Origin of the sequence: Streptomyces macrolidinus (genome assembly GCF_023887685.1) — a bacterium.
Lineage (GTDB): Bacteria > Actinomycetota > Actinomycetes > Streptomycetales > Streptomycetaceae > Streptomyces > Streptomyces macrolidinus.
In genome coordinates this window covers 267,271-288,590 of record NZ_JAMWMR010000006.1, presented here as the reverse complement: position 1 = coordinate 288,590, position 21,320 = coordinate 267,271, and the positions used below count along the sequence as shown (strand labels likewise).

General features: G+C 70.8%; 15 protein-coding genes and 2 pseudogenes. 10 read left to right on the top strand and 7 right to left on the bottom strand.

The window, feature by feature from the left end; translation table 11 throughout:
• Positions 1 to 34: 34 nt before the first annotated feature.
• From NGF19_RS10415 to NGF19_RS10395, 5 genes are all read left to right on the top strand, one after another.
• The gene (locus NGF19_RS10415; protein WP_252424290.1) at positions 35 to 1,834 is read left to right on the top strand and encodes a carbamoyltransferase family protein; all 1,800 of its coding nucleotides are present in this window, start codon (positions 35 to 37) and stop codon (positions 1,832 to 1,834) included.
• Positions 1,827 to 5,177 carry a non-ribosomal peptide synthetase gene (locus NGF19_RS10410; RefSeq protein WP_252424289.1) on the top strand — a complete coding sequence of 1,117 codons (3,351 nt, stop codon included), beginning with the start codon at positions 1,827 to 1,829 and terminating at the stop codon, positions 5,175 to 5,177. Before NGF19_RS10415 ends, NGF19_RS10410 begins: the two co-directional genes overlap by 8 nt.
• Positions 5,174 to 6,664, top strand: coding sequence for an amino acid adenylation domain-containing protein (locus tag NGF19_RS10405; protein WP_252424288.1), 1,491 nt, complete (start codon positions 5,174 to 5,176; stop codon positions 6,662 to 6,664). The genes NGF19_RS10410 and NGF19_RS10405 overlap by 4 nt, the downstream gene beginning before the upstream one ends.
• Before the next feature lie 84 nt (positions 6,665 to 6,748).
• Complete coding sequence (locus tag NGF19_RS10400) at positions 6,749 to 6,955, top strand: MbtH family protein (protein WP_252424287.1); 207 nt, start codon at positions 6,749 to 6,751, stop codon at positions 6,953 to 6,955.
• A gap of 88 nt (positions 6,956 to 7,043) precedes the next feature.
• Positions 7,044 to 8,291, top strand: coding sequence for an MFS transporter (locus tag NGF19_RS10395; protein WP_308288467.1), 1,248 nt, complete (start codon positions 7,044 to 7,046; stop codon positions 8,289 to 8,291).
• Between the two features lie 26 nt (positions 8,292 to 8,317).
• Here NGF19_RS10395 and NGF19_RS10390 read toward each other — a convergent pair whose 3' ends face one another.
• Entirely contained in the window at positions 8,318 to 9,214 is an 897-nt protein-coding gene (locus NGF19_RS10390) for a DUF1918 domain-containing protein (protein ID WP_252424285.1), read from the bottom strand.
• 92 nt (positions 9,215 to 9,306) lie between these two features.
• On the opposite strand from NGF19_RS10390, the gene NGF19_RS10385 reads away from it, so the two are divergent.
• The gene (locus tag NGF19_RS10385) at positions 9,307 to 9,966 is read left to right on the top strand and encodes a CBS domain-containing protein (RefSeq protein ID WP_252424284.1); all 660 of its coding nucleotides are present in this window, start codon (positions 9,307 to 9,309) and stop codon (positions 9,964 to 9,966) included.
• A gap of 6 nt (positions 9,967 to 9,972) precedes the next feature.
• Here the strand turns inward: NGF19_RS10385 and NGF19_RS10380 are convergent, their stop codons facing one another.
• From NGF19_RS10380 to NGF19_RS10360, 5 genes are all read right to left on the bottom strand, one after another.
• The gene (locus tag NGF19_RS10380) at positions 9,973 to 10,857 is read right to left on the bottom strand and encodes a universal stress protein (protein WP_252424345.1); all 885 of its coding nucleotides are present in this window, start codon (positions 10,855 to 10,857) and stop codon (positions 9,973 to 9,975) included.
• A gap of 83 nt (positions 10,858 to 10,940) precedes the next feature.
• Entirely contained in the window at positions 10,941 to 11,930 is a 990-nt protein-coding gene (locus NGF19_RS10375; protein WP_252424282.1) for an Acg family FMN-binding oxidoreductase, read from the bottom strand.
• A 72-nt stretch (positions 11,931 to 12,002) separates the two neighbouring features.
• A complete protein-coding gene (locus NGF19_RS10370; protein WP_252424280.1) occupies positions 12,003 to 12,482 on the bottom strand; it encodes an Hsp20/alpha crystallin family protein in 480 nt (159 codons plus the stop codon).
• Between the two features lie 184 nt (positions 12,483 to 12,666).
• Positions 12,667 to 13,443, bottom strand: coding sequence for a class I SAM-dependent methyltransferase (locus NGF19_RS10365; protein WP_252424278.1), 777 nt, complete (start codon positions 13,441 to 13,443; stop codon positions 12,667 to 12,669).
• 207 nt (positions 13,444 to 13,650) lie between these two features.
• Positions 13,651 to 14,877, bottom strand: a complete 1,227-nt coding sequence (locus NGF19_RS10360; RefSeq protein WP_252424276.1) for a cytochrome P450 family protein — start codon at positions 14,875 to 14,877, stop codon at positions 13,651 to 13,653.
• 335 nt (positions 14,878 to 15,212) lie between these two features.
• Between NGF19_RS10360 and NGF19_RS10355 the strand changes: the two genes are divergently transcribed.
• The gene (locus tag NGF19_RS10355; protein WP_252424274.1) at positions 15,213 to 16,268 is read left to right on the top strand and encodes a cytochrome P450; all 1,056 of its coding nucleotides are present in this window, start codon (positions 15,213 to 15,215) and stop codon (positions 16,266 to 16,268) included.
• A 490-nt stretch (positions 16,269 to 16,758) separates the two neighbouring features.
• Here the strand turns inward: NGF19_RS10355 and NGF19_RS10350 are convergent, their stop codons facing one another.
• On the bottom strand, positions 16,759 to 18,405 hold the full coding sequence (locus NGF19_RS10350) for a penicillin-binding transpeptidase domain-containing protein (RefSeq protein ID WP_252424272.1): 1,647 nt from the start codon (positions 18,403 to 18,405) through the stop codon (positions 16,759 to 16,761).
• A 152-nt stretch (positions 18,406 to 18,557) separates the two neighbouring features.
• Here NGF19_RS10350 and NGF19_RS10345 point away from each other — a divergent pair.
• The 3 genes and pseudogenes from NGF19_RS10345 to NGF19_RS10335 all read left to right on the top strand — a co-directional run bounded on the left by NGF19_RS10345 (position 18,558) and on the right by NGF19_RS10335 (position 21,311).
• Positions 18,558 to 19,531: pseudogene (locus NGF19_RS10345) on the top strand (LysR family transcriptional regulator).
• A pseudogene (locus tag NGF19_RS10340) lies at positions 19,528 to 20,408 on the top strand (serine hydrolase). Before NGF19_RS10345 ends, NGF19_RS10340 begins: the two co-directional pseudogenes overlap by 4 nt.
• Positions 20,409 to 20,555: 147 nt before the next feature.
• The gene (locus NGF19_RS10335; protein WP_252424270.1) at positions 20,556 to 21,311 is read left to right on the top strand and encodes a glycosyltransferase family 2 protein; all 756 of its coding nucleotides are present in this window, start codon (positions 20,556 to 20,558) and stop codon (positions 21,309 to 21,311) included.
• Positions 21,312 to 21,320 lie beyond the last annotated feature (9 nt).

Genomic DNA, 21,320 nt, shown 5'->3' with positions numbered 1-21,320 from the left:
GAATCCGGCTGGACCCTTTCGAAAGGAACTCGACGTGCTAGTGCTCGGTGTCAGCGGACTCGACCGATCGTTGTCCGTCAAGAAGAGCATGCTGCCCGGTCTGGACTGGCGGGAACAGCGTGTGGTGCAGGGCCTCGACTCGGCCGCGGCCCTGGTCGGGGAGCAGGGGGTGATCGCCGCCTCGGCGCAGGAGCGGCACGACGGGGTGAAGGGCACGGGCGCGTTCCCTGTCGACGCGATCGAGGCGTGCCTGCGGATGGCCGGAGTGACGCTGGACGACGTCGACTTCGTCGCGCACGGCTTCCGGTACGAGCCGTCGGTCGCGTTCGAGCGCGACGAGTTCGCCCGGCGCTGGTACCGGGAGGTGTACAGCGAGGACGTGCAGTACGAGGTGTTGCGCGCGCACTGTCCGGACCAGGACTGGGCGCGCAAGTTCGTCCGGGTCGGCCACCATATGGCCCATGCGGCCAGCAGTTACTACCTGAGCGGGTTCTCCGACGCGACGGTTCTGGTGGCCGACGGTATGGGGGAGGCGGAGTCCACGTCGGTGCTGCGGGGCAGCGGTGCCGCGTTGCAGGGGGTGCGCAGCTACTCCATATCCGCCTCGCTCGGCATCCTCTACAGCGTCATCACCCAGTACCTGGGGTTCCTGCCGGGGATGGACGAGTACAAGGTGATGGGGCTTGCGCCCTACGGGGATGCGAGCCGGTTCGCGAACGTGGCGGACGAGTTGGTGCGCAGGGCTCCGGGCGGGCGGCTGCTGGCCCCCGTCCTGGCGCACGACAAGTCGCCGACGGAGCGCGAGACGCACCGGGGGGCGATCCGGCGGCTGGAGGAGTTGTTCGGTCCGGCCCGGCATCCGGAGGCGCCGCTCGACCAGCGGCACATGGATGTCGCCGCGACGGTCCAGCGCAAGCTGGAGGAGTGCCTGCTGTATGTCCTGCGCGAGACGGCCGACGCCGCGGGTGGCTCCCGCAATCTGTGTATGGCGGGTGGTGTCGCGCTGAACTGCACGGCCAACGGTGTGATCGCGCGCAGCGGTCTGTTCGACCGGGTCTTCGTCCAGCCGGCGTCGGGGGACGACGGTACGGCGCTCGGCGCGGCGCTGTGGCAGCTCCAGCAGCATGTACCGGAGCCGCCGGTCTCGATGGCGATGCCGTACTGGGGCGAGGAGTTCGACGACGCGGACATCGAGGACCAACTACAGGGACTGGGGGACGGGTTCACCGTACGGAAGCTGGCCGAGGACGATCTGCTGGCCGAGGTGTCGGCGCTGATCGGCGCGGGGAAGGTCGTCTCCTGGTTCCAGGGGCGGATGGAGTTCGGCCCGCGTGCGCTGGGCAACCGGAGCATCCTCGCGGACCCGTCGTCGCCGCACATGCGGGCCCATCTGAACACCGTCGTGAAGCAGCGTGAGGAGTTCCGGCCGTTCGCGCCGGCCGTCCTGGCGGAGGAGGCGACCACCTACTTCGAGATCGAGCCGGGCCAGGAGTCGATGTACCGCCACATGCTCTTCGTGGCGCAGGTGCGGCCCGAGTACCGGGACAAGCTGCCGTCGATCACGCATGTCGACGGCTCGGCGCGGGTGCAGACCGTCGACCGGGAGAGCGCGCCGAGGTTCTGGCGGCTGATCCGCCGGGTCGGTGACGACCGGGGCATTCCGATGGTGGTCAACACCTCGTTCAACCTGCGCGGCCAGCCGGTCGTCCGGACGCCGGAGGTCGCGGTCGCCACATACGCCCGCTCGACGCTGGACGCGCTGGCGATCGGCGACTGGCTGGTGACCCGCGACGAGCCGTCGGCGGCCGGGACGGCGGGTGCGGGCGATGAGTGAGCGGCCCGCCCCCGAGGGGGAACGTTCCGCGGCGGAGCTGCGTGAGGCCGTCGCCGCGATCTGGCGCGACGCCCTCGGTCTGGACGACATCCGCGACGGCTGCAACTTCTTCGACGAGGGCGGCGACTCCGTCCTCTCCGTGGAGGTGGCGATCTCGCTGCGCGAACTCACCGGCCAGGACCTCGAGTTGGACATCCTCTACGACTACCCGGAATTCGGCGCGCTGGCGGCGGCGTTGGGCGCGGGTCCCGAGGAGGAGAAGCCGGAGACAAGGGAGTTGACCGCGGCCGAGGAACGGCTTTGGACCGTCGAACAGCTCCATCCGGGCAGCGCCGTCTATCACCTCGCGGTCCGCTACCGCTTCCCCGGCGGGCTCGACGTCACCAGGCTGCGCGCCGCGCTCGACACCCTGGCGGCCCGGCACGAGGCGCTGCGGCGCGGCTTCGTGAAGCCCGCGCTCGCGCTGACCGCGCGGAAGGTCTCCGTGGCGTGCCGGTGGGTGGACGCGCGGGGTGTGTCGGAGACGAGTGTGCGCGAACTGGTCGACACCGAGGTGCGCACACCGTTCGACCTCGGTCGGCCTCCGCTGCTGCGGGCGCTCGTCGTGGACCGGGGCGACGCGGGCAGCGAACTCGTCCTGACCGTGCACCACTTGGTGTGTGACGGGGTCTCGCTGGACCTCCTCGAAACCCAGCTCCAGGAGCTGTACGAGGACACCTCCGGCTCAGGGGGCACGGGGTGGGAACGGGAGCCGGTCGGCAGGCAGGCGGTGTCCGTACGGCCCCGGGATGCCGAGGCGGCGCTGGACCACTGGCGGACGATGCTCGCCGACTGCCCCGGCGCGCTGTCCCTGCCGCACGATCTGCCGCGTCCGGCACGGCTCGGTGTCGACGGCGCCGCCCACCACGTCGTGCTCACGGACGAGCAGGTGTCGGCGCTCGTGTCGGCGGCCGAGGAGGAGCGGCTCAGTCCGTTCATGATGTGGGTGGCCGCCTATGTGACCGCTCTGGTCGCGGTGACGGGCGACCGGGATCTGGTGCTCGCGGTGCCGGCCTCGTCGCGGGGTCCCGCCCAGGCGGGCGAGGTCGGCATGTTCGTCGACACACTGCCGCTGCGGTTCGTGGTCCGGCCGGGGGCCACGGCCCGTGACGTACTGCGGTTGGTGCGCCGTGTGGTGACCGGGGCCCTGGCCCATCAGCAGGTGTCGTTCCAGACGTTGGTCGAGGAGGTGGGGTCCGGCACCGACCGGTCGCGGGCCCCGCTGGCTCAGACCGCCCTCACCTACATGGACACCACGGGGTGCGGGCTGCGGTGGGACGGTCACCGCGCCGAGCGTGAGCAGATCGGCACGGGCACCGCGAAGTACGAGGCGCTGTGGCTGGTCACGCGGACCAGTGGCGGAACGGTCTGCGAACTGGAGTACTCCACCGACCTGTTCACCGACGAGGCCGCGGCGGCCCTGCACCGGCGCATGCTGGCGGCCGTCGACGCCGCCTTCGCACAGCCGGACGCCCCGCTGCCGTCGGAGTGCGGCACGGACGCGCCCGGTGTGTTCGTACCGATCCATGAACGAGTGCACCGACAGGCCGTCGAGCAGCCAGGCGCGGTGGCCGTGCGGCACGGGCGGACGACGCTGACGTACGGGGAGTTGGACCGACGGGCGAGCGTCCTGGCCGCCGGTCTCCGGGCGGCCGGGATCGGCCGCGGCGCGACGGTGGCCGTGCCCATGGAGCGCGGCATCGCGTCGGTCACCACCTGCCTCGGCATCCTGTACGCGGGCGCCGCCTACCTGCCGGTGGACATCGCGCAGCCGGCCGAACGCACCCGGCACATCGTGCGCACCGCCGCGACAGCGGCCGTCGTCACGGACGACGCGACGGCCGACCTGCTCGCGGAGGTGGTGCCCACCCATCTGCTGGAGAAGCTCCTCGTCACCGACGAGGCCCCGATGGTCCCGGCGGCGGTGACCGACGCCGACGTCGCCTACGTGATCTGCACCTCCGGCTCGACAGGCCGCCCCAAGGCGGTGGTGGTGCCGCACCGCGCGGTCGTACGGCTCGTGCCGGACGCGGACTTCGTGACGTTCGGCCCCGCCGACCGGGTCGCGCATGTCTCCAACCCCGCCTTCGACGCGGCGACGTTGGAGATCTGGGGTGCGCTGGCCGGTGGCGGCACTCTCGTCGTCGCGGACCGGGATGTCCTGCTGTCACCCCGGCGAATGCGGTCCTTCCTCACCGACGAGGGCATCTCGGTCATGTTCCTCACCGTGACGCTCCTCAACCAGATGGTGGACTTCGCGCCGGACGCCTTCCGGGAGCTGCGGGTGCTGCTCTTCGGCGGTGAGAAGCACGATGCGCGCAGGCTGGCGAAGCTGTTCGCGGCCGGGCCGCCCGCCACCGTGGTCAACGGCTACGGGCCCACCGAGAACACCACGTTCAGCACCACCCACGAGGTGACCGCGGAGGATCTCGCCGAGGGTGTGGTCCCCCTCGGCCGCCCGCTCCCGCGCAGCACGGCGTACGTGCTCGACGCGTCCGGGCAGCGGGTCGGGACGGGCGGGACCGGGGAGCTGTACGTGGGTGGCGAGGGGCTCGCCCACGGCTATCTCGACGCCCCGGCGCAGACCGCCGCCGCCTTCGTCCCCGACCCGTTCGCGGGGCGTCCCGGGCAGCGGCTCTACCGCACGGGCGACCAGGTGCGGGTCCTCCCCGGTGAGCGGTACGAGTACGTGGGGCGGCTCGACGACCAGGTGAAGGTGCGCGGCCATCGTGTCGAACTCGCCGAGATCGAGGCGGCGGTACGGAGGCGGAACGGGGTGGCCGACGCCGTCGTGCACGCGCGTCCGACGGACGACGGCATCGAGATCCTCGCGTTCGTGGCACCGGAGACCGCCGGGGACGCGGCGCCGAGGGCGGTCCTGGACGTCACCGTGCTCGGGGAGGAACTGCGCGGCGAACTGCCGCAGTACATGCTGCCGACGGTGATCGTGGTCGACCATATCCCGGTGACTGCCAACGGGAAGGCGGACCGCGAGGCACTGCTGTCGATGTCGCCCGCGGCCAACACCGGGGATGTGGACGGTGGTTGTGCTCCGCCGCAGGACGGCGACCCGGTCGACGCCACGGTCGCCGCGCTCTGGCAGGAGGTGCTCGACACCGGAAGCGCCCGGCCCGAGGACAACTTCCTGAACGTGGGCGGGCATTCCATCAAGGCGATGCGGCTACTGGCCCTGATCGGCGAGGAGTTGGACGTCACGATCGATCTCGTCGACTTCTTCGAGGACCCCACCTTGCACGGACTCACCGCCCTCGTACGGCGGGAACTGACGGGAGACGAGCTGTGAGCGCCGCTCCTTCCCTGGCCCGCTTCCTGCACTGGGCCCAAGTCCGGCCGGACGCCGCCGCGATCAGCGATGAGAGCGGCGAACTGACCTACGCGGCACTGGTGTCGGCGGTCCGCTCCCGGGCGGCGGAGCTGGCGGCGGACGGGGTGCGCGCCGGTACGCGGGTCGCCGTCGAGTGCGGGTACGGCACCGACTACGTGGTGGCTCTGCTGGCGACGTGGCTGCTGGACGCGGTGGCGGTGCCGCTCGATCCGGCCGCGCCTGCCGAACGCCGCCGTCATCAGGTGCGCAAGGCGGGCTGCGCGGCGGCCGTTCCCTTCGCGGACACCGACGGCGCCGTCCGCTCGGCCGTCGCCGAGGTGACCTCCGGGCGAACGGACGTCGACCGGCCGGACGCGGGCGAACCCGCCGCGTACATCCTGTTCACCTCGGGCTCGACGGGGCTCCCCAAGGGGGTGGAGATCGAGCACACCGGGCTGCTCACCATGCTGGACCACTTCTCCGGCGCCATGGGGCTGGGCCCTGGCGACCGGATGCTCGCGCACAGCAGTGTCGTCTTCGACATGTCTGTGCCGGAGATGCTGGTGCCGCTGACGAGCGGCGGCACGATCGTCGTCGCCCCGTCGCGCTGTGCGCGCAACCCGGAGTTCTTCGCGAAGTGGCTGCGCACGCAGGAACCTTGCGCGGCGTACGCCACCCCCAGTCAGTTGCGGCTGCTGCTTCCCTTCCTGGCCGGTGAGCGGGTCTTCACGCACCTGGTCAGCGCCGGCGAGGCGCTGCCCGCCACGCTGGCCGAGGAGTTGGAGGGGGTCGTCGGCACCTTGTGGAACGGGTACGGCCCCACCGAGACGACCGTCTGCGGGCTGTGCACCGAGGTCCGTCCGCCCTACCGGGACCCGATGCCGATCGGCGTACCGATCACCGGTCTGCGCGCCCAGGTGCTGGACGACTCGCGGCAGCCCGTTCCCGAGGGCGAGGTCGGTGAACTCTGCCTCTACGGGGTCGGCGTGGCGCGCGGTTACGTGGGGGAACCCGGCCTGACCGCCCGGTCGTTCACCACGGGCCCGGACGGCTCCCGTGCCTATCTGACGGGCGACATGGTGCGGGTCGGTGCCGACGGGCAGTACGTCTTCCACGGCCGGATCGACGACCAGGTGAAGATCCGGGGGCACCGGGTCGAGCTGGGCGAGATCGAGTCGGTCGCCGAGCGTGTCCCGGGTGTCTCGCAGGCCATCGCCCTGCTCACCGAAGTGCTGCGTGGACGAGGCGAGTTGTATCTCGCCGTCGTGTGCCGGGGCGAGGACGGCGTACCCGTCGACCCGGGAGCCGTCGAGGCCGCGCTGCGCGAACGCCTGCGGCACGACCTGCCGGTCCATATGCGGCCGGGGCGCCTGCTGTTCTTCGACGAACTGCCGCACAACGCCTCGGGGAAGACCGACCGGGGCGGGGTGCGGCGCATCGTCGAGGAGCGCCTGAGACATCCCTGAACACGGCGCACACGCCTCCAGTTGTGCGCCCCACGACATCAACTCCCGTCAACCGAACCGTCAGTCACGAAAGGCAGCGGACTCATGAGCGAGCAGACGACCGAAACCCGGTACAGCGTGGTCCACAACGACGAGGAGCAGTACAGCCTGTGGGCCGAGGGGCGTCCGCTTCCGGCCGGCTGGCACCGCACGGACTTCAGCGGCGGGCGCGAGGAGTGCCTGGCCCACATCGACGCGGTCTGGACGGACATGCGCCCGAAGAGCCTGCGGCTGGCCATGGGCGAGAACTGAGCGCTCACCGATCGAGGGCCGGGAAGGTGCCCGTCGTCGTACGGGTGCCTTCCCCGGCCGTATCCCCAGCCAGCAGTGGAGGTCAGTCGTGTGGGCGATTCTTCGCCGCAATGCGCAGTTCCGTCGGATGTTCGCCGGCGAGGCGGTCTCCAGCTTCGGGGACAGCGCCATGTTTCTGTCACTCGCCATCTGGGCGAAGGATCTCACCGGCTCGAACGCCGCCGCGGGTCTGGTCATGCTGGCGCTCACCGTGCCGGGCCTGGCCGCGCCCTTGCTGGGGCACCTCGTGGACCGGGTGCGTCGCAAGCCGCTGCTGGTGAGGATGTACGGCGGCATGGCGGTTCTCGTGCTGTCCCTGCTGGCCGTGCGGGGCTCCGGCCAGTTGTGGATCATCTATGTGGTCGCCCTCGCCTACGGGGCGCTGGTCGCCACCCCCGCCCGGCAGGCGCTGCTGAAGGACCTCCTGCCGTCGTCCGAGGCCGTCCAGGCCAGGTCGTTGCTCATCGCCACCAGGGAGGGCGTGCGCATCGCGTCCCCGGTGGCGGGCGCCGGGGTGTACGTGGCCTTCGGCGGTGTCGCGCTGGCCGTGCTGGGGGCGGTCATCCTGAGCACGGCCGCGCTGCTGATCGCATCGGTCCAGGTGGCCGAGTCGGAACCGGACCCCGTCGAGGAGTCCTTCGGCACCTCCCTCGTCGCCGGTCTGCGGTATCTGCGCGCCACACCGCTGCTGTTTCGGCTGACGCTGGCGATGGTCGTCTTCCTCGGCGGCATCGGCATGCTGGAGACCGCGGCCTTCGCCGCCGTCGATCACGGCCTGGGCCGCCCGGCGGCGTTCGTCGGTGTCATGGCGTCGATCCAGGGCGCCGGTTCCGCGCTCGGCGGTCTGGTCTCCGGGGCGGTGATACGGCGGTGGGGGGACGTCGGTACGAGTTGTGCCGGTTACGGACTCGTCGCGGCGGGGCTGCTGTTGTGCGTCTCCCGTGATGTGGGGGTCTTCCTCGTCGGGACGACACTCATCGGCGTGGGCCTGCCGTTCGTGGCCGTGGTGCTGGGCGCGGCGGTGCACCTGTACGCACCGGCCCGTATGCAGGGCCGCGTCAACGCCACGGTCAACACGGCGAAGGACGGGGCGCAGGCCCTGTCGCTCCTGGCGGGGGCCGCGCTGATCGGGGTGCTGGACTACCGGATCATGTACGCGGTGATGACCGTGACGACGGTGGCGTGCGCGGTCAGTCTGCTGGTGCGGTCGATTCCCACCCCGGAGGTGGTGCCGTCGGTGGCGGACGCCCCGGCCGACGACGATCCCGCGCCGAACCAGAAGCCGGCTACCGCGTGATGTCGACCTCGGGGAACGGGATGGAATCAGCGAGCGGCCGGTTCGATACGGCGACCTGTGATGCGCCGGGGTCGGATCGACACCCACTCCTCACGGGTGCCTCCGGCCCAGGGGTCGGTGTGGGCGTGCTCGGCCAGTTCCCGTACGGCGTCGGGGTCCGCGACGACGTGCGCCGGGCCGACGACGAGAACACTCCAGCCCCGGCTCATCGCCTCGTCCAGGTGGTCGACCTCGAAGGCGACCTCGGTTCCCACCGCCAGCGCGGGCACGGACCCCGGCATGGTCCGGTACGTGATCGCGTCGTCGACGACCTCGTAATTCACGGGGATGACCGCCGGGCCGTCTGGGGTCGACACCGCGATGCGCCCCACCCCGTGGGTGGACAGCAAGGTGCGGCATTCGTCAGGGTCGAGATCCCGCAACCGAGGGTTCAGGAGCGCGTGTCCCTGGCCCGGCGGGAGGTCGAGGCCGCCTCCGCACAGCGCCTCGACGCTGGTGCCCAGCGCGTCGGACAGCCGGATGAGCGTCGCCATGCTCGGCTCGGCCGGATGTTCTTCGAGGTAGGCGAGGTACTCCGGTGCCATGACGGCGCGGCGGGCGACCTCTGCCCGGCTCAGGCCCTGTCGCTCGCGTTCCGCGGCCACGCGTCGGCCGATGTCACCGGGGTTGGGCACCCCGGTGGGCGAGGCCGCGTCGGACACCGGGTGGGCGGGGCGGGGCGAGCCCGCGGACTCGTGCTCGCCGTGGTGGACGTGCGCGTCGGGCCCGGGGAACACGAGGGTCACCTCGCCGGTGTCCGACCAGCGCACGTCGTAGGGGGGCGTTCCGTCGTCGTGATGGAGTCCGACGATCTCGCCGTCGCGCTGGGTGGTGCCGGTCGCCGGGCTTTCGATGACGAGGTGGTCGCCGAGGTGAGCTCGCATGATCGCCGCCCTTCCCGCACAATCGTGGCTGTACCCAACGTGCCACGCGCGACATGCCGACGCATGCGGTGCCAACCACGGGGAGCGCGGACGTGCACCACCGAACCGTCGAAGAACTGATGACCCGAGATGTCGTCCGGGCACAGCGTGACCTGCCGTTCAAGGAGATCGCCAAGCTGCTGGCGGAGAACGACCTCACCGCCGTACCCGTGGTGGACGACCTGGGCCGCCCCATGGGGGTGGTGTCCGAGGCCGATCTGCTGCGCAAGTGCACGGACCGGCCGGACCCCTCCGGCCGGACGCCCATCCCGCATCTGGAGGCGTGGGAGCGGGCCAAGGCGGAGGGGGCCAGGGCCGAGGAACTGATGTCGGCGCCCGCAGTGTGCGCGCGCCCGGAGTGGAGCGCGGTCGAGGCGGCCCGGCTGATGGAGGTGCACCACGTCAAGCGGCTCCCCGTGGTGGACGAGGCGGACCGGCTGCTGGGCATCGTCAGCCGCGGTGACCTGTTGCGGACCTTCCTGCGCCGCGACGACGCCATCCGCGAGGAGATCACCGGGGACCTGCTGCACAGCACGATGGGCCTCACCCCCACGGAAGTGACGGTCGAGGTACGCGAAGGCCAGGTCACCCTCGGTGGTTCCGTCGAGTACAGAAGCCTGATCCCCATCATCGAGCGGCTGTGCCGGAGCGTGGACGGCGTGGTCTCGGTCTCCGCGCACATCGCTTACGGCACCGACGACACGAGGCCGTGAGGTCGGTCATTCCTGGTAGTCGGGCACGACGGCCACCGGGCACTCGGCGTGGTGCAGCAACGTGTGCGCCGTCCGCCCGAGGTGGAGTTCTCCGTGGTCAGGGGTGCGCCGCGCGCGCACCCCGATGACCAGGAGGTCCGCGGCGGCCGAACGGGACAGCAGCACCTTGCCGGGCACCCCCTCGGCCGTGGCACGGTTCACCCGGACGTCCGGATGGTCGACGAGGGCGTCCTGGAGCAGAGCGTCGATCACCGTGGCTGCCCGCTCCTCCAGGTAGAGCGCGAGGTCTCCGGTCAGCAGGGGGTGCGCGCGGGGCTGGTGCGCGGGGCGGCGCCAGGCGCGGACGACGTCCAGGGGGCAGTGCCGCGTCTCGGCCTCCCGCAGGGCGAACCGGGCCGCCGTGTCACTCGTGCCGGGTTCACCCGCACCGAGCACGATGCGCCCGTGCGTGCTCTCCCGCCCTGCCCGGTCCCCGCGTACGACGATCACCGGCCCGGCGGCGCGGCCCGCCACGGCAAGGCCGACCGACCCCAGGAGCAGCCCTTTCAGCTCGCCGCGCCCGCGGGATCCCGTCACCACGGCCATGGCCTCGCGGCCCTCGTGCAGCAGTGCGTGCACCGGGTCGTCCGCCAGGATCTCGGCGGTGACCTTCACGTCCGGGTCACGGCGCCGGACGCGTTCCTCCGCGGTCGCGACGATGTACTCCGCCATCGTCTGACGGGGCGGGCGCTGCGGGGCACCCGAGGGGATGAAGTGCTCGTACCGCTCCCACAGGGACGCGTGCACGAGCCGCAACGGCACCGCGTGGCGTGCCGCCTCGTCGGTCGCCCAGTCCACCGCCCGAAGGCTGGACTCCGACCCGTCGACGCCTACGAGCAGTGGCGGAGGCAGTCCTGTCGTGCCCACCTGGTCCTCACCGCCTTTCGTCACTGCGGCCGTCGGACGCTGTCTTCGGTCGTCGGACGATTCAGTCGTCAGACGATGTCGAGCACATCGGCCACGGGGCGGCGCGGGGTCGCGGGTCCCTCGGGGCCGTAGCCGAGACGGATCACCATCTGTACGTGTCCCATCTCCGACTCCGGGTCGCGCACCGCCCACCGGAGTTCGGGCCGTTCGAGGGGTTGGGAGACCAGGGACGCGACCAGGCCGCCCGAGGTGGCCCGGAGCAGTACGCGCTCCAGCGCCTGGCCCGCCCGCAGCCAGTCCAGCGGCTGGTCGCTCTCCGTGCCCAACAGGGCGATGTGGGGCCGCTTCTCGAAGCGTGCCCAGTCGCGACCGGGTACCGGCCGTCCGGCGGCGAAGTCGCGTACGGGGGAACTGGCTCCGGACTGGCGCGGTCCGAAGGCTTCGGCGGGGATCCCGTCCGAAGGCCTCGGCTCCCCGGCCGGCTCCGTACGAGTCCAGCGCTCTGTCTCGCCCCGTACCTCGGGGTCTCGTGCCTCGTCTTCCTCGGCGTCGTGGACCAGGTGCAGTATCGACTGCACATGCCAGGTGTCGGGGAACACCAACCGGGCTCCCTCGCGGTCGGCCGCCGCGCACAGTGCGTCCATCAGGTCGGCCGGTATGTCGTCCTCGCGGAACGGATACCGGCTGGTGTGGCGTCGTTCGATCGCCGCGTGCAGAAGGGCGAGGGCCTCGTCGGGGTGCGAGGTGGGGGTGAACTCCGTCTCGGCGAGCAGCGTGGGATCGGACGCGTCGGGCAGGAGCCGGGTGTCGGGCCGCCAGCCCGCCGCCGTCGCCGCCACCCGCAGATTGAACAGTGCCGCACCGCACCCCAGATGCAGTCCGCGCCCGTGCGGGTCGGTCTTCGGCAGTGCCCGGCCGGGGTCGGCGTACAACTCCAGGGTGCCGTCGTCCCGCCGGAACCGGAACGTCCAGGGCTGTGCGTTGAGCAGCGACGGCGCGGCCGTGGCGTCCTTGACGAACGCGGTGACGGCGGATGCGTCCAGGAGTGGTGTGGTCACTGGAGTCTCCTTCGTACCGGCCGGTCGCTGCCTTGCCGCACGGGAGGCATACGGCGGCGGGACGCGGCCGTCTCAGCCTGGGGTGATCTCGATGTGGTGCGGCTTGGCCGCCTGGGCCTTGGGGACGGTGACGGTCAGCACCCCGTCGACCAGCGTCGCCGTGATGTCCTCAGCCCTGACCTCGGTCGGCAGCAGCGCCTGGCATTCGAAGTGGCCGGTGCGCCTGCTGCTGTGGCGCAGCACGCCTTCTCGCTCACGTTCCTTGTACTCTCCGGTGATCCTCAACTCCCGGTTGCCGACCTCGACGTCGATGTCCTCCCGCGCGATCCCGGGCAGCTCCGCCTCGACCACGTACGCGTCGTCCGTCTCGTGCAGGTCCGCCGGGGGCGACCAGGCCCCGATGGCGGACGCGGTACCGGTGGTCGCCTCCAGGAACCGGTTCATCCGCTCGAAGAGGTCGTCGAACTCGGCGGTCATCGGTCGGCCCCAGCTCAGGGCCGGGAACGGCCGTTCCAGAAGTCGGCCGTGGTGGTGGTGTGCGGGCAGAGTCATCGCGGTTCACCTCCGCGATACGACGGCATTCGGGTTCATTTCCATGCTGCGTGTCCCGATATCGCCCCGCGAATCGGCCCGTCGCCCCTGCACCGACCGCACTCGGCTCATCACCGGGGGCGGCCAGGGCCGGGGTCTCCTGAGGGCCGCCCCATCGTCGCCCTCAGGAGAAGCCGACCGTTGCTCAGCTCTCGGTCCGGGTGAAGACCATGACGAAGTCGGTCATCGTCCGTACCCGGGGCGCGGTGGGGTCGGGCAGGGCGAGCAGTCGCTCGCGGGCCTCGTCCACGACGCGCAGGTCGTCCTCGTCCTCGCCGAGCGACCAAGCGCCGGTGAACAGTCCGCCGGACAGCGACCGCGCCATGTCCTGCGGCGACACGGTGAACGTCGCGGGCCGCTCGCCGGCCGGGCCCTCGTAGACCAGGCCCCGCGCCGCGGCGATCGGGGCGAGTACCTCCGGGCCGTCCTGCCGGGTCCCCGCGGGATCGAGACGGTCCTCCAACTCGTTCATGATGCGGCCGATGTCGTCCGTGGGGCGCATGCCCCGGGCCGGGATCACCAGGTACCGACCGCCGGGACGGAGCACCCGGGCGACCTCCCCGAAGACGGCCCCGCGGTCGGGGCCGGTGTGCAGCAGCCACGTGGACACCGCCTGCGTCACCGACGCCGTACGCACGGGCAGCCGACAGGCGTCGCCCACGGCCACGCGCCGCCCCAGCCGGTTCCTGGCCAGGGCGAGCATGCCCGGAGAGAGGTCGACGCCGCACACCGTATGGCCCCGGGCCGTCAGCTCGGCGGCCACGATGCCGGTGCCGACACCGATGTCGAGGACCGGGTGCGCCGGGTCCAGCAGCGGTGCCAACTGGTCGGCGAACCCGGCGGCGCGGGCTGTTCCGCCGCGAGACTGGTCATAGGTGGGGGCTATCTCGTCGAACTCCGCTGTACTGGAGGCCGATGCCATGGGGACTACCTCTACCTCTCCGGTAGGTCTGTCTCCGGATGTCTGTCTCCGGATGTCCGATTCCGGCTGCGTACGACGCGTCCCAGCCGGGAGGGTGCAGCAGGTCGGCGCGCGCGGAGCCGTGAGCGTCTGCCCCTGCTTCTGCGGGTGAATGCCTGCTTCTGCGACGTGAATTCCTATCATTGCCCTACCAATGCCTACTAATGCCTACTTCTGCGGCGTGAAGGTCACCGGCAGCGTGGCCATCCCGCGGAGAATGCCCTCGCGGCGGGCCAGGGATTCGTCCGGAGTCGCCAGTTCCAGGTCGGGGAAGCGGCGCAGCAGGGAGCCGATGGCGATCCGGGCCTCGGCCCTGGCCAGCGGGGCGCCCAGGCAGAAGTGCGCGCCGTGGCCGAAGGCGAGTTGCTGGGGGACTTCCCGTCGGGCGACGTCGAGGATGTCGGGCCGGTCGTAGCGGGCCGGGTCACGGTTGGCCGCGGCGAGTCCGACGATGATCATCTCGCCCGCCGGGATGGTGACACCGGCGATCTCGAAGTCCTCGACGGTGAAGCGGGCGACGCCGCGGCTGACCGGGCCCTCGTAGCGCAGCAGTTCCTCGATCGCACCGGGGAGCAGGGTGGGGTCGTTCCGAAGGACCGCGCACTGCTCGGGGTTGCGCAGCAGGGCGTGGACACCGTTCGCGATCACGCTGGCGGTCGTCTCGTGCCCGGCGAGGGTGAGCAGGATGGCCATGGAGAGCAGTTCGCGGTCGCTGATCCGTTCCTCGGCCTGGGCCGCGCACAGCGCGCTGAGCAGGTCGTCGCGCGGCTCCGCCTTGCGTGCGGCGATCAACGGCTCGAAGAACTCGACGAGTTCGGCACGGGCGCGGGCGCCCTTGGCAAGTCGCTCCGGGGTGTTGGGCGGCATGATCAGCCCGACCGCGAGCCTGGCGAAATCCGGTTGCCCCTCGGCCGGAATACCGATGAGCTCGCTGAGTACGGCCATGGGCAGCGGCAGGGCGAACTCGGTGACCAGGTCGGCGGATCCCCGCGCGGCGAACGCGTCGAGGAAGGCGTCGGTGTGTTCCTGGATGCGCGGCGCCAGTCGGTCCACGCGGCGTGCGGTGAAGGCCTTGGAGACAAGGTTGCGCAAGCGGGTGTGATCGTCGCCGTCGGCCACCAGCATGCTGGCCATCAGGACGTTGGTGCGCTCCTGGTGGGCCATCTCCTCGGCGAGGCCGTTGACCTTGACCGGGCTGTTGCTGAGCCTCGGGTCGGTGAGCGCCGACACGGCCTCGTCGTAGCCGGTGATCATCCACACTTCAAGAGTGGGATTCAGCCGTACCCGCTGAACCACGCCTTGTTCCCGAATGCGCTCGAACAGCGGGTAGGGGTCCGCCTGTTGAGCGACATTCACCGGCACATCGTGGACGATTGTCTGGCTTTGCTCGGACATCCTCAACTCCCCGACGTCATACGAAAGTTCTAAGCCAGGTAGTCATACCATTCGCTCAAGTGGCGTGGTAGCGTCGCCGACGATCACTTCGAGATGTACGGCGAACGCGCGTCACCCACCGGTGATTTCGCCACTTCGCATTTGCTCTGCCGGAAGCAAACACGGCCTCAACCAGGCCTTCTGCACGGGGGGAGATTGTCGTGGATCAAGCGGCTGCCATCGATCCGATCTTGGATCTGGCCCGTCCGTCGGTCTTACGGAACCCCTATTCCGCTTATGCGGAGTTGCGCGCGACCTCTCCCGTCTTCTGGCATGAACTGCTAGGCTCCTGGGTTTTGACTCGGCACGCCGATTGCCTTGCCGTACTCACCGACAGCGCGCGATTCGCCTCCGACTGGCGTCGTGCGGGCGAGGACATTCCCTCCCCCTTGCTGAGCGTCCAGACACTCGATCCGCCTGAACACACCGCGATTCGCCATCTGTTGCTCGACGGATTCCGGGCCCAGGACCGCAAGGCGCTGCACGACCGGCTGGAAGGGCAGATCGAAGACCTGCTCGCCGAGCTGGCCGGGCGGCCGTCCATCGACTTCGTCGGGGAACTGGCCGAACCGCTGGCGCTGCGGTTCATCACCGCCTTCCTCGGCGTACCGGCCCCGGACCAGGCGTGGTTCGCGCCCATGTCCCGTACCGTCGTCGACGGGATGGACGCCGGGCTGTGGCCGGAGAAGCACGAACCGGCGGTCGCCGCGCGGGCCGAACTCGCCGAGTACGCGGGCGGCTGGCTCGCCGATCCGCCCGAGGAAGGGCTCATCGCCTACGTCGCCCGGAACGCGGATGCCGCGGGCGTGGACCGCACAGTCCTGCGCAACAGCTTGCGCGCCGTTCTCCACGCGGGCTACGAATCCGCCTCCCGGCTGCTCGGCAACGCCGCTGCGGCTCTGCTGACGACCCCCGGTGCCCTGGCCGCCTTCCGCGAGGCGTCCGTGTCCACCGCCGTCGACGAGCTGATCCGGTACGACGCGCCCGTGCAGGCGGACGCGCGTGTCTGTGTGACGGAGACCGAGCTGGCGGGCGTCGTCATCCGGGCCGGTGACCCGGTCACGCTGCTGCTCGGCGCGGCCAACCACGACCCGCTGCGCTTCCCTCACCCCACCGAGCTGCGACTGGACCGCGCCCCGAATCCGCATCTGGGGTTCGGGCGCGGTGCCCATGCCTGTCTGGGCGCGTCCATGGCGATCCGGCTGGCCGGATCGCTCCTCGGGACCCTGGCCAGGGACTATCCCGAGGCACGGGCGGTCGCGGAACCAGAACACCGGCGCAATCTGACCCTTCGCGGTCTCGACCGCTTCGAGGTCACCCTGCGCCCACGGCAGCCGGGAAGGGGGAACTGACATGAAGTACTGGCACTGAACGTGAGAGAGCGCGGGGCCCGCACGGCGGGCGCCCGCGCTCACCGTTCCGGGTTCCGGCCGTGCTGGAGGCCAGGTCAAGGTGCTGCACATCGGCGCGCCGGCGGCCTCGGCCCCCGTCCCTCTACCAGTCGTTGCTCGTCGAGATCGAGTCCCTCATCGCCCACGGCGTGTACACGCCCGGCCCCCCAGGGTCACCCCTTGACCGAAGGGGCGACGGTGCTGCGGCACCTCGAAGCGGGCCGGACCCGCGGCAAGCACGCCCTCGATCCCTGTCGTCAGGAACGTCCTGTGACCGCGCCGGGGAGCAGGTCAACAGGTCAACCGTGGCACCCGGGTGGCGCCGCGGCACGAGTATGTCCCGCAGCGCTGACACCCGCGGGCCTCCGCCGGACAGCGGGCCGCCTCGCGGGCGTCCTCCGCGTTCACCGGCATCCCTGCCGAGTGGCATCCCAGCCGAGTGGCCGTTGCATCACGACGCGTCGGTGGGGACAGCGGCCAGCAGGCTGTGCACGATGGGGCCTGCGGAGCCGCCGCCGGTGACTCCCTGCTCCACGACGCAGGCCACGGCGACGTTGCCGCGGTAGGCGACGAGCCAGCCGTTGTTGGGTTCGTCGTCGGAGACCTCGGCGGTGCCGGTCTTCGCGCCGAGGTCGCCGGGCAGGTCGGACAGTCTTCTGGCCGTGCCGTCGGTGACGGTGGCGCGCATCATCTCGCGCAGTTGCGAGACGACCTTCGCCGGGAGCGGGGTCGTCGTGGTGGTCTTCTCGGTCCCTCCCCTGATCGTGGGCTCGTGGAAGGTGCCGGAGACCGCGGTCGCGGTGACCGACGCCATGATCAGCGGGTTGGCCTGGATCCTGCCCTGCCCGATCATCGAGGCGGCCTTCTCGGTCTCGTCCTTCGGCTCCGGTACCGATCCGTCGTACGTGGAAATGCCGACGTGCCATTCCTGGCCGACGCCGAAGTACGTGCGGGCGACGTCGCCCAGCTCCCGGTTGCCGAGCTTGCCGCGCAGGCTGATGAACGCGGTGTTGCACGACTCGGTGAAGTCCTTCCGGAAGGTGGCGTTGCGGTGTTCGGAGGTCTCCACGTTGTGGAACTCCTTGCCCACGGTGAGGTATTTGGGGCAGTCCACGATGTCGTCGGGTGCGACGGCGTTCTTGAGCAGCAGAGCGCTGCTCGTGATGACCTTCCAGGTGGAGCCCGGCGCATAGGTGCCGGAGACGGCGCGGTTGAAGCCGGATGACGGGGAGTTGGCGACGGCCAGGATCTCGCCGTTGTCGATCCGGAGGGCGACAAGTGAGGCGTTCTTTCCGTCGGCTTGGGAGGTGAGCGCCTCCTCCGCGGCGGACTGCCAGATGGCGTCGAGGGTGGTGCGGACGGTTCCCTCCGTCGGTACGTCGGACTTCGCGCCGAAGGTGGCCTCCGTGCGCTCGACCTCTCCGGTGGCCCGGTCGACGAGCTGGATCGTGCCGCGCGGACCGGAACCGCCGGAGCCGAGCTGGGCCAGGACGGGACTCAAGGACGGGTACTCGTCGCCCGAGAGGGATTCCCCATGCCGGTCAGCGGCCTTGGGAACCTCCGTCTTCGCACGCTCCAGATGGAACTTCTCCGTCTCACTCAGGTGCGGGTGGACGAGCGACAGCGTCCGGTCCACCTTCCACCCACCTCCGTCCTGCTTGCTCAGCGACAGTTTCGACTTGTACGTCCATGTGCCCAGGTCGGTGATGGGCATCCGCGCCGTGAAGGGGACAACGACGGTGCCACCGTTGGCAGTTGCCGGGGTCGCGGCCGTCAGAGCGGGTTTGCCGATGTCGAGGCCCGCGGTGAAGTTGCTCAGCACCTCCTGCGCCGTTTCGGGTCTGGTGGTACGACCCGCCGCACTCGGCAGTCGGCCCGCGGCCCAGTCGTCGAGGAAGGCGCGCGCCTGGCCCACGGCCGCCGGGTCGGGACCGGAATCGGGGGATGCGCCGCGGGCGAAGGGGCCGAGACCGGCCGCACTCGTCGCTCCTACGGCGACCGCGGTCACCCCGACCGCCGCGGCGACAGCCCCGAGCATCTTGCGGGGCTTGCGACGACCGTTGGTGGAGGGAGCGGGTACGTGTCCGGATTCATGCATCGCGAAGTCCTGTCGCCGGAAGGGGAGTTCACAGGCCTCCCCGCACGCTCGGGGCGACCGCAGCCATGACCTCAGGAGAGCAACGCCTTGCCCGATCTGTCCAAGACTCATATTGATCTCGGATCCATCAAGAGTCGACATGATTGCTGCTTGTGAACCTTGTGCCGCACCTGGAGTGCTTCGTCGCTGTTGCAGAAGAGTCACACTTCGGCCGTGCCGCGGCCCGTCTGGGCATGGCCCAGCCACCGCTGTCGCAGCGCATCCAGCCCTGGAACGGGAGTTGGGTGTCCGGCTGTTCGAGCGCAGCAGCCGCCGGGTGACCATCACCGAGGCGGGGACGCTGCTGCTGGCACAGGCCCGTGAACTGCTCGCGGGTTCAGAGGCGTTCATGGCCACCGCGCGCCGTATCCGGGACGGCGAGACCGGCCTCCTGCGCGCCGCGCTGTCGCCGGACATCGCGGGCGAGACCGTCGCCGCGCTGCTGACGGAATTCCAACGCAGGCATCTCGGGCTGGAGTTGGTGCTGCTGGAGCTGACCACGGCCCAGCAGCTCGCCCGGCTGGCATCGCACGATCTGGACGTCGGGATCGTCCACCACCCCTGCGATGTCTCCGGCCTGGAGCTGGGCCCGGTGCTCCGTCGTGAGCTGGGCGTGCTGCTGCCGCGCACCGTCGCGGCGGCGGAACTCGACGAGGTGCCGCTCTCCGCTCTCGCCGGACACGACCTGATCCTCTTTCCCCGCGCCGACGCCCCGGCGCTGTACGACGACCTGCTGACCGCGTGCGCCCGCAACGGCTTCACCCCCGCCGCCGTCCGGCACGGCCAGGGCGCCAGCTTCGTCCACGGTCTGCTCCTGTCCGCCGACGCGGTCGCCTTCGGCCCACGCGACACCCGGCCCGAGCAGGTTCACGGCCAGCGCCCCGACTCGGGTGTCGTGTGGCGCCCGCTCGCCGGTGCCCCACTGGCCTGGCGGCACTCCGTCGCCTGGCCCAAGGGCCGTGGTGACGCCGCCGTCAAGGCCTTCACGGAAGCGGCCACGCACGCACTGCGTACGACGGCCGACGCGACCTCCGATGTACCCTCGCGCCCGCTGTACCTTCGTCCGGCATCGGAGTACTGGCTGTGACCGACACCCCTCGCAGCATTCACGCGGCCTTCGCCGAAGCCGGTGTCACCGTGTCACCGGCCGACTGCACGCCCTCGACATCGACTCCGGCGCACAGCTCGACGTCGGCGCCGACCAGTCGGTCTGCACCGCCAGCGTCCACAAGCTCTGTCTGCTCGTCACCCTCCACGAGCTGGCCGCGGCGGGGCGTCTGGATCTCGGCGAACAGATCGAGTGCCGGCCGACCGACCGCACCACCGGGCCCACGGGCCTTGCCGCCATGCTCGACCCCGTCCGCATGTCCTTGCGCGATGTCGCCTACCTGGCGATGGCCGTCAGCGACAACGCCTCCGCCGACCTGCTGCTGGAGCGCGTCGGCCTTGACGCCGTCAACCACACCACGGCCCGCCTCGGCCTGACGCGTACCCATGCCGTCCACACCTTCGCGGAGCTCTTCGCCACCATCCGGGAGGACGTGGGACCCGGCGGTGCCCAGGCCCTGACCGATCCACATGTCATCAGCCGGCTCAGGGCTCTCGACCCGGCCCGCACCAACCGCAGCACCCCCCGCGACATGACCCGACTGCTGGGCGCCGTATGGCGCGACGAGGCCTGCACGCCCGAGCACGGCGCCTCCATCCGCCGCCTCCTCGGCCTCCAGGTATGGCCGCACCGCATGGCGTCCGGGTTCCCCTTCGACGACGTCCATGTCGCAGGCAAGACCGGCACTCTGCCGACGGTGCGCAACGAGGTCGGCGTCGTCGAATACCCCGATGGGGGCCGCTACGCCGTCGCCGTCTTCACCCGAACCGCCAACCCCGCCGCCACCCTGCCCGCCGCCGACGCCGTCATCGGTACGACCGCCCGCATCGCCGTCGACGCACTACGCGCTCTCTGACGTACCGTCAAGTCGTCACGGAGCGGCTCGAGTCAGGCCTCCTTCCTGGGAAGGCGTGGATCGCCAGGGCGGAATCTGGAAGGGTGCACGCATGGGCAAACATGCGGCTCGCGCCGACGCCAGTGGATCTCGGTGGTCGTAGTGCCGGTGATCAGCATCATCACCCCCGTCCACGACGGCGGGCACCAGTACCTGAGCGAGGCCTACGCCTCCCTCACCGAGCAGACGCTGCCGCAGGGCTGGTCCTGGGAGTGGATCGTGCAGGAGGACGGACGCAGCCGTCGCCCGCTTGCTCACCTCCCCGACGATCCGCGCGTCCGGTACGCGGTCGGGAGGCGCGGCGGAGCCGGCGTCGCACGCACTCTCGGGCTGGCCAGGGCCACAGGATCCGTCGTCCGCGCACTCGACGCCGATGACCTGCTCACCGAGGGCGCCCTGCAGCGCGACATCGAGGAGCTGACCACGCATCCCCACGCAGGCTGGTGCGTCTCCGGCGCCTTGGACCTGCTCCCGGACGGGCGCCTCGTCCCGGGCCCCTACGATCCCCTCGCCGGAGCGCTCGGCTACGAGACCCTGCGCGAGGCATACGAAGCGGACCGCTTCCCGATAGTCGGCACACACCTGGCGGCACGAACCGATCTCGTCCGAGCGGTAGGAGGGTGGCCCGCGCTACCGGCCCTTGAGGCTCTGGCCCTGGTACTCATCTGCGCCGCGGTGGCACCCGGCCGCATGCTCGATACCCCAGGTGGCATCTACCGCAAGCACAACAACCAGACCACGGCACACCCGGACTACTGGCAGGAAGCCGAGTTCTCGACGATACGCACAGCGATCGTGTCCCGACTCGATTCCCTCCAGCACACCCAGTGGCACTGGACTTCAAGCGCCCTGGAAGCCCACTGATGCCGTCAA

Bases quoted from the DNA above. Each gene is read 5' to 3' on its own strand.
- NGF19_RS10350 (WP_252424272.1), bottom strand. From the start codon at position 18,405: ATGCATGAATCCGGACACGTACCCGCTCCCTCCACCAACGGTCGTCGC.
- NGF19_RS10390 (WP_252424285.1), bottom strand. From the start codon at position 9,214: ATGCGAGCTCACCTCGGCGACCACCTCGTCATCGAAAGCCCGGCGACC.
- NGF19_RS10400 (WP_252424287.1), top strand. From the start codon at position 6,749: ATGAGCGAGCAGACGACCGAAACCCGGTACAGCGTGGTCCACAACGAC.
- NGF19_RS10360 (WP_252424276.1), bottom strand. From the start codon at position 14,877: ATGTCCGAGCAAAGCCAGACAATCGTCCACGATGTGCCGGTGAATGTC.
- NGF19_RS10410 (WP_252424289.1), top strand. From the start codon at position 1,827: ATGAGTGAGCGGCCCGCCCCCGAGGGGGAACGTTCCGCGGCGGAGCTG.
- NGF19_RS10365 (WP_252424278.1), bottom strand. From the start codon at position 13,443: ATGGCATCGGCCTCCAGTACAGCGGAGTTCGACGAGATAGCCCCCACC.
- NGF19_RS10370 (WP_252424280.1), bottom strand. From the start codon at position 12,482: ATGACTCTGCCCGCACACCACCACCACGGCCGACTTCTGGAACGGCCG.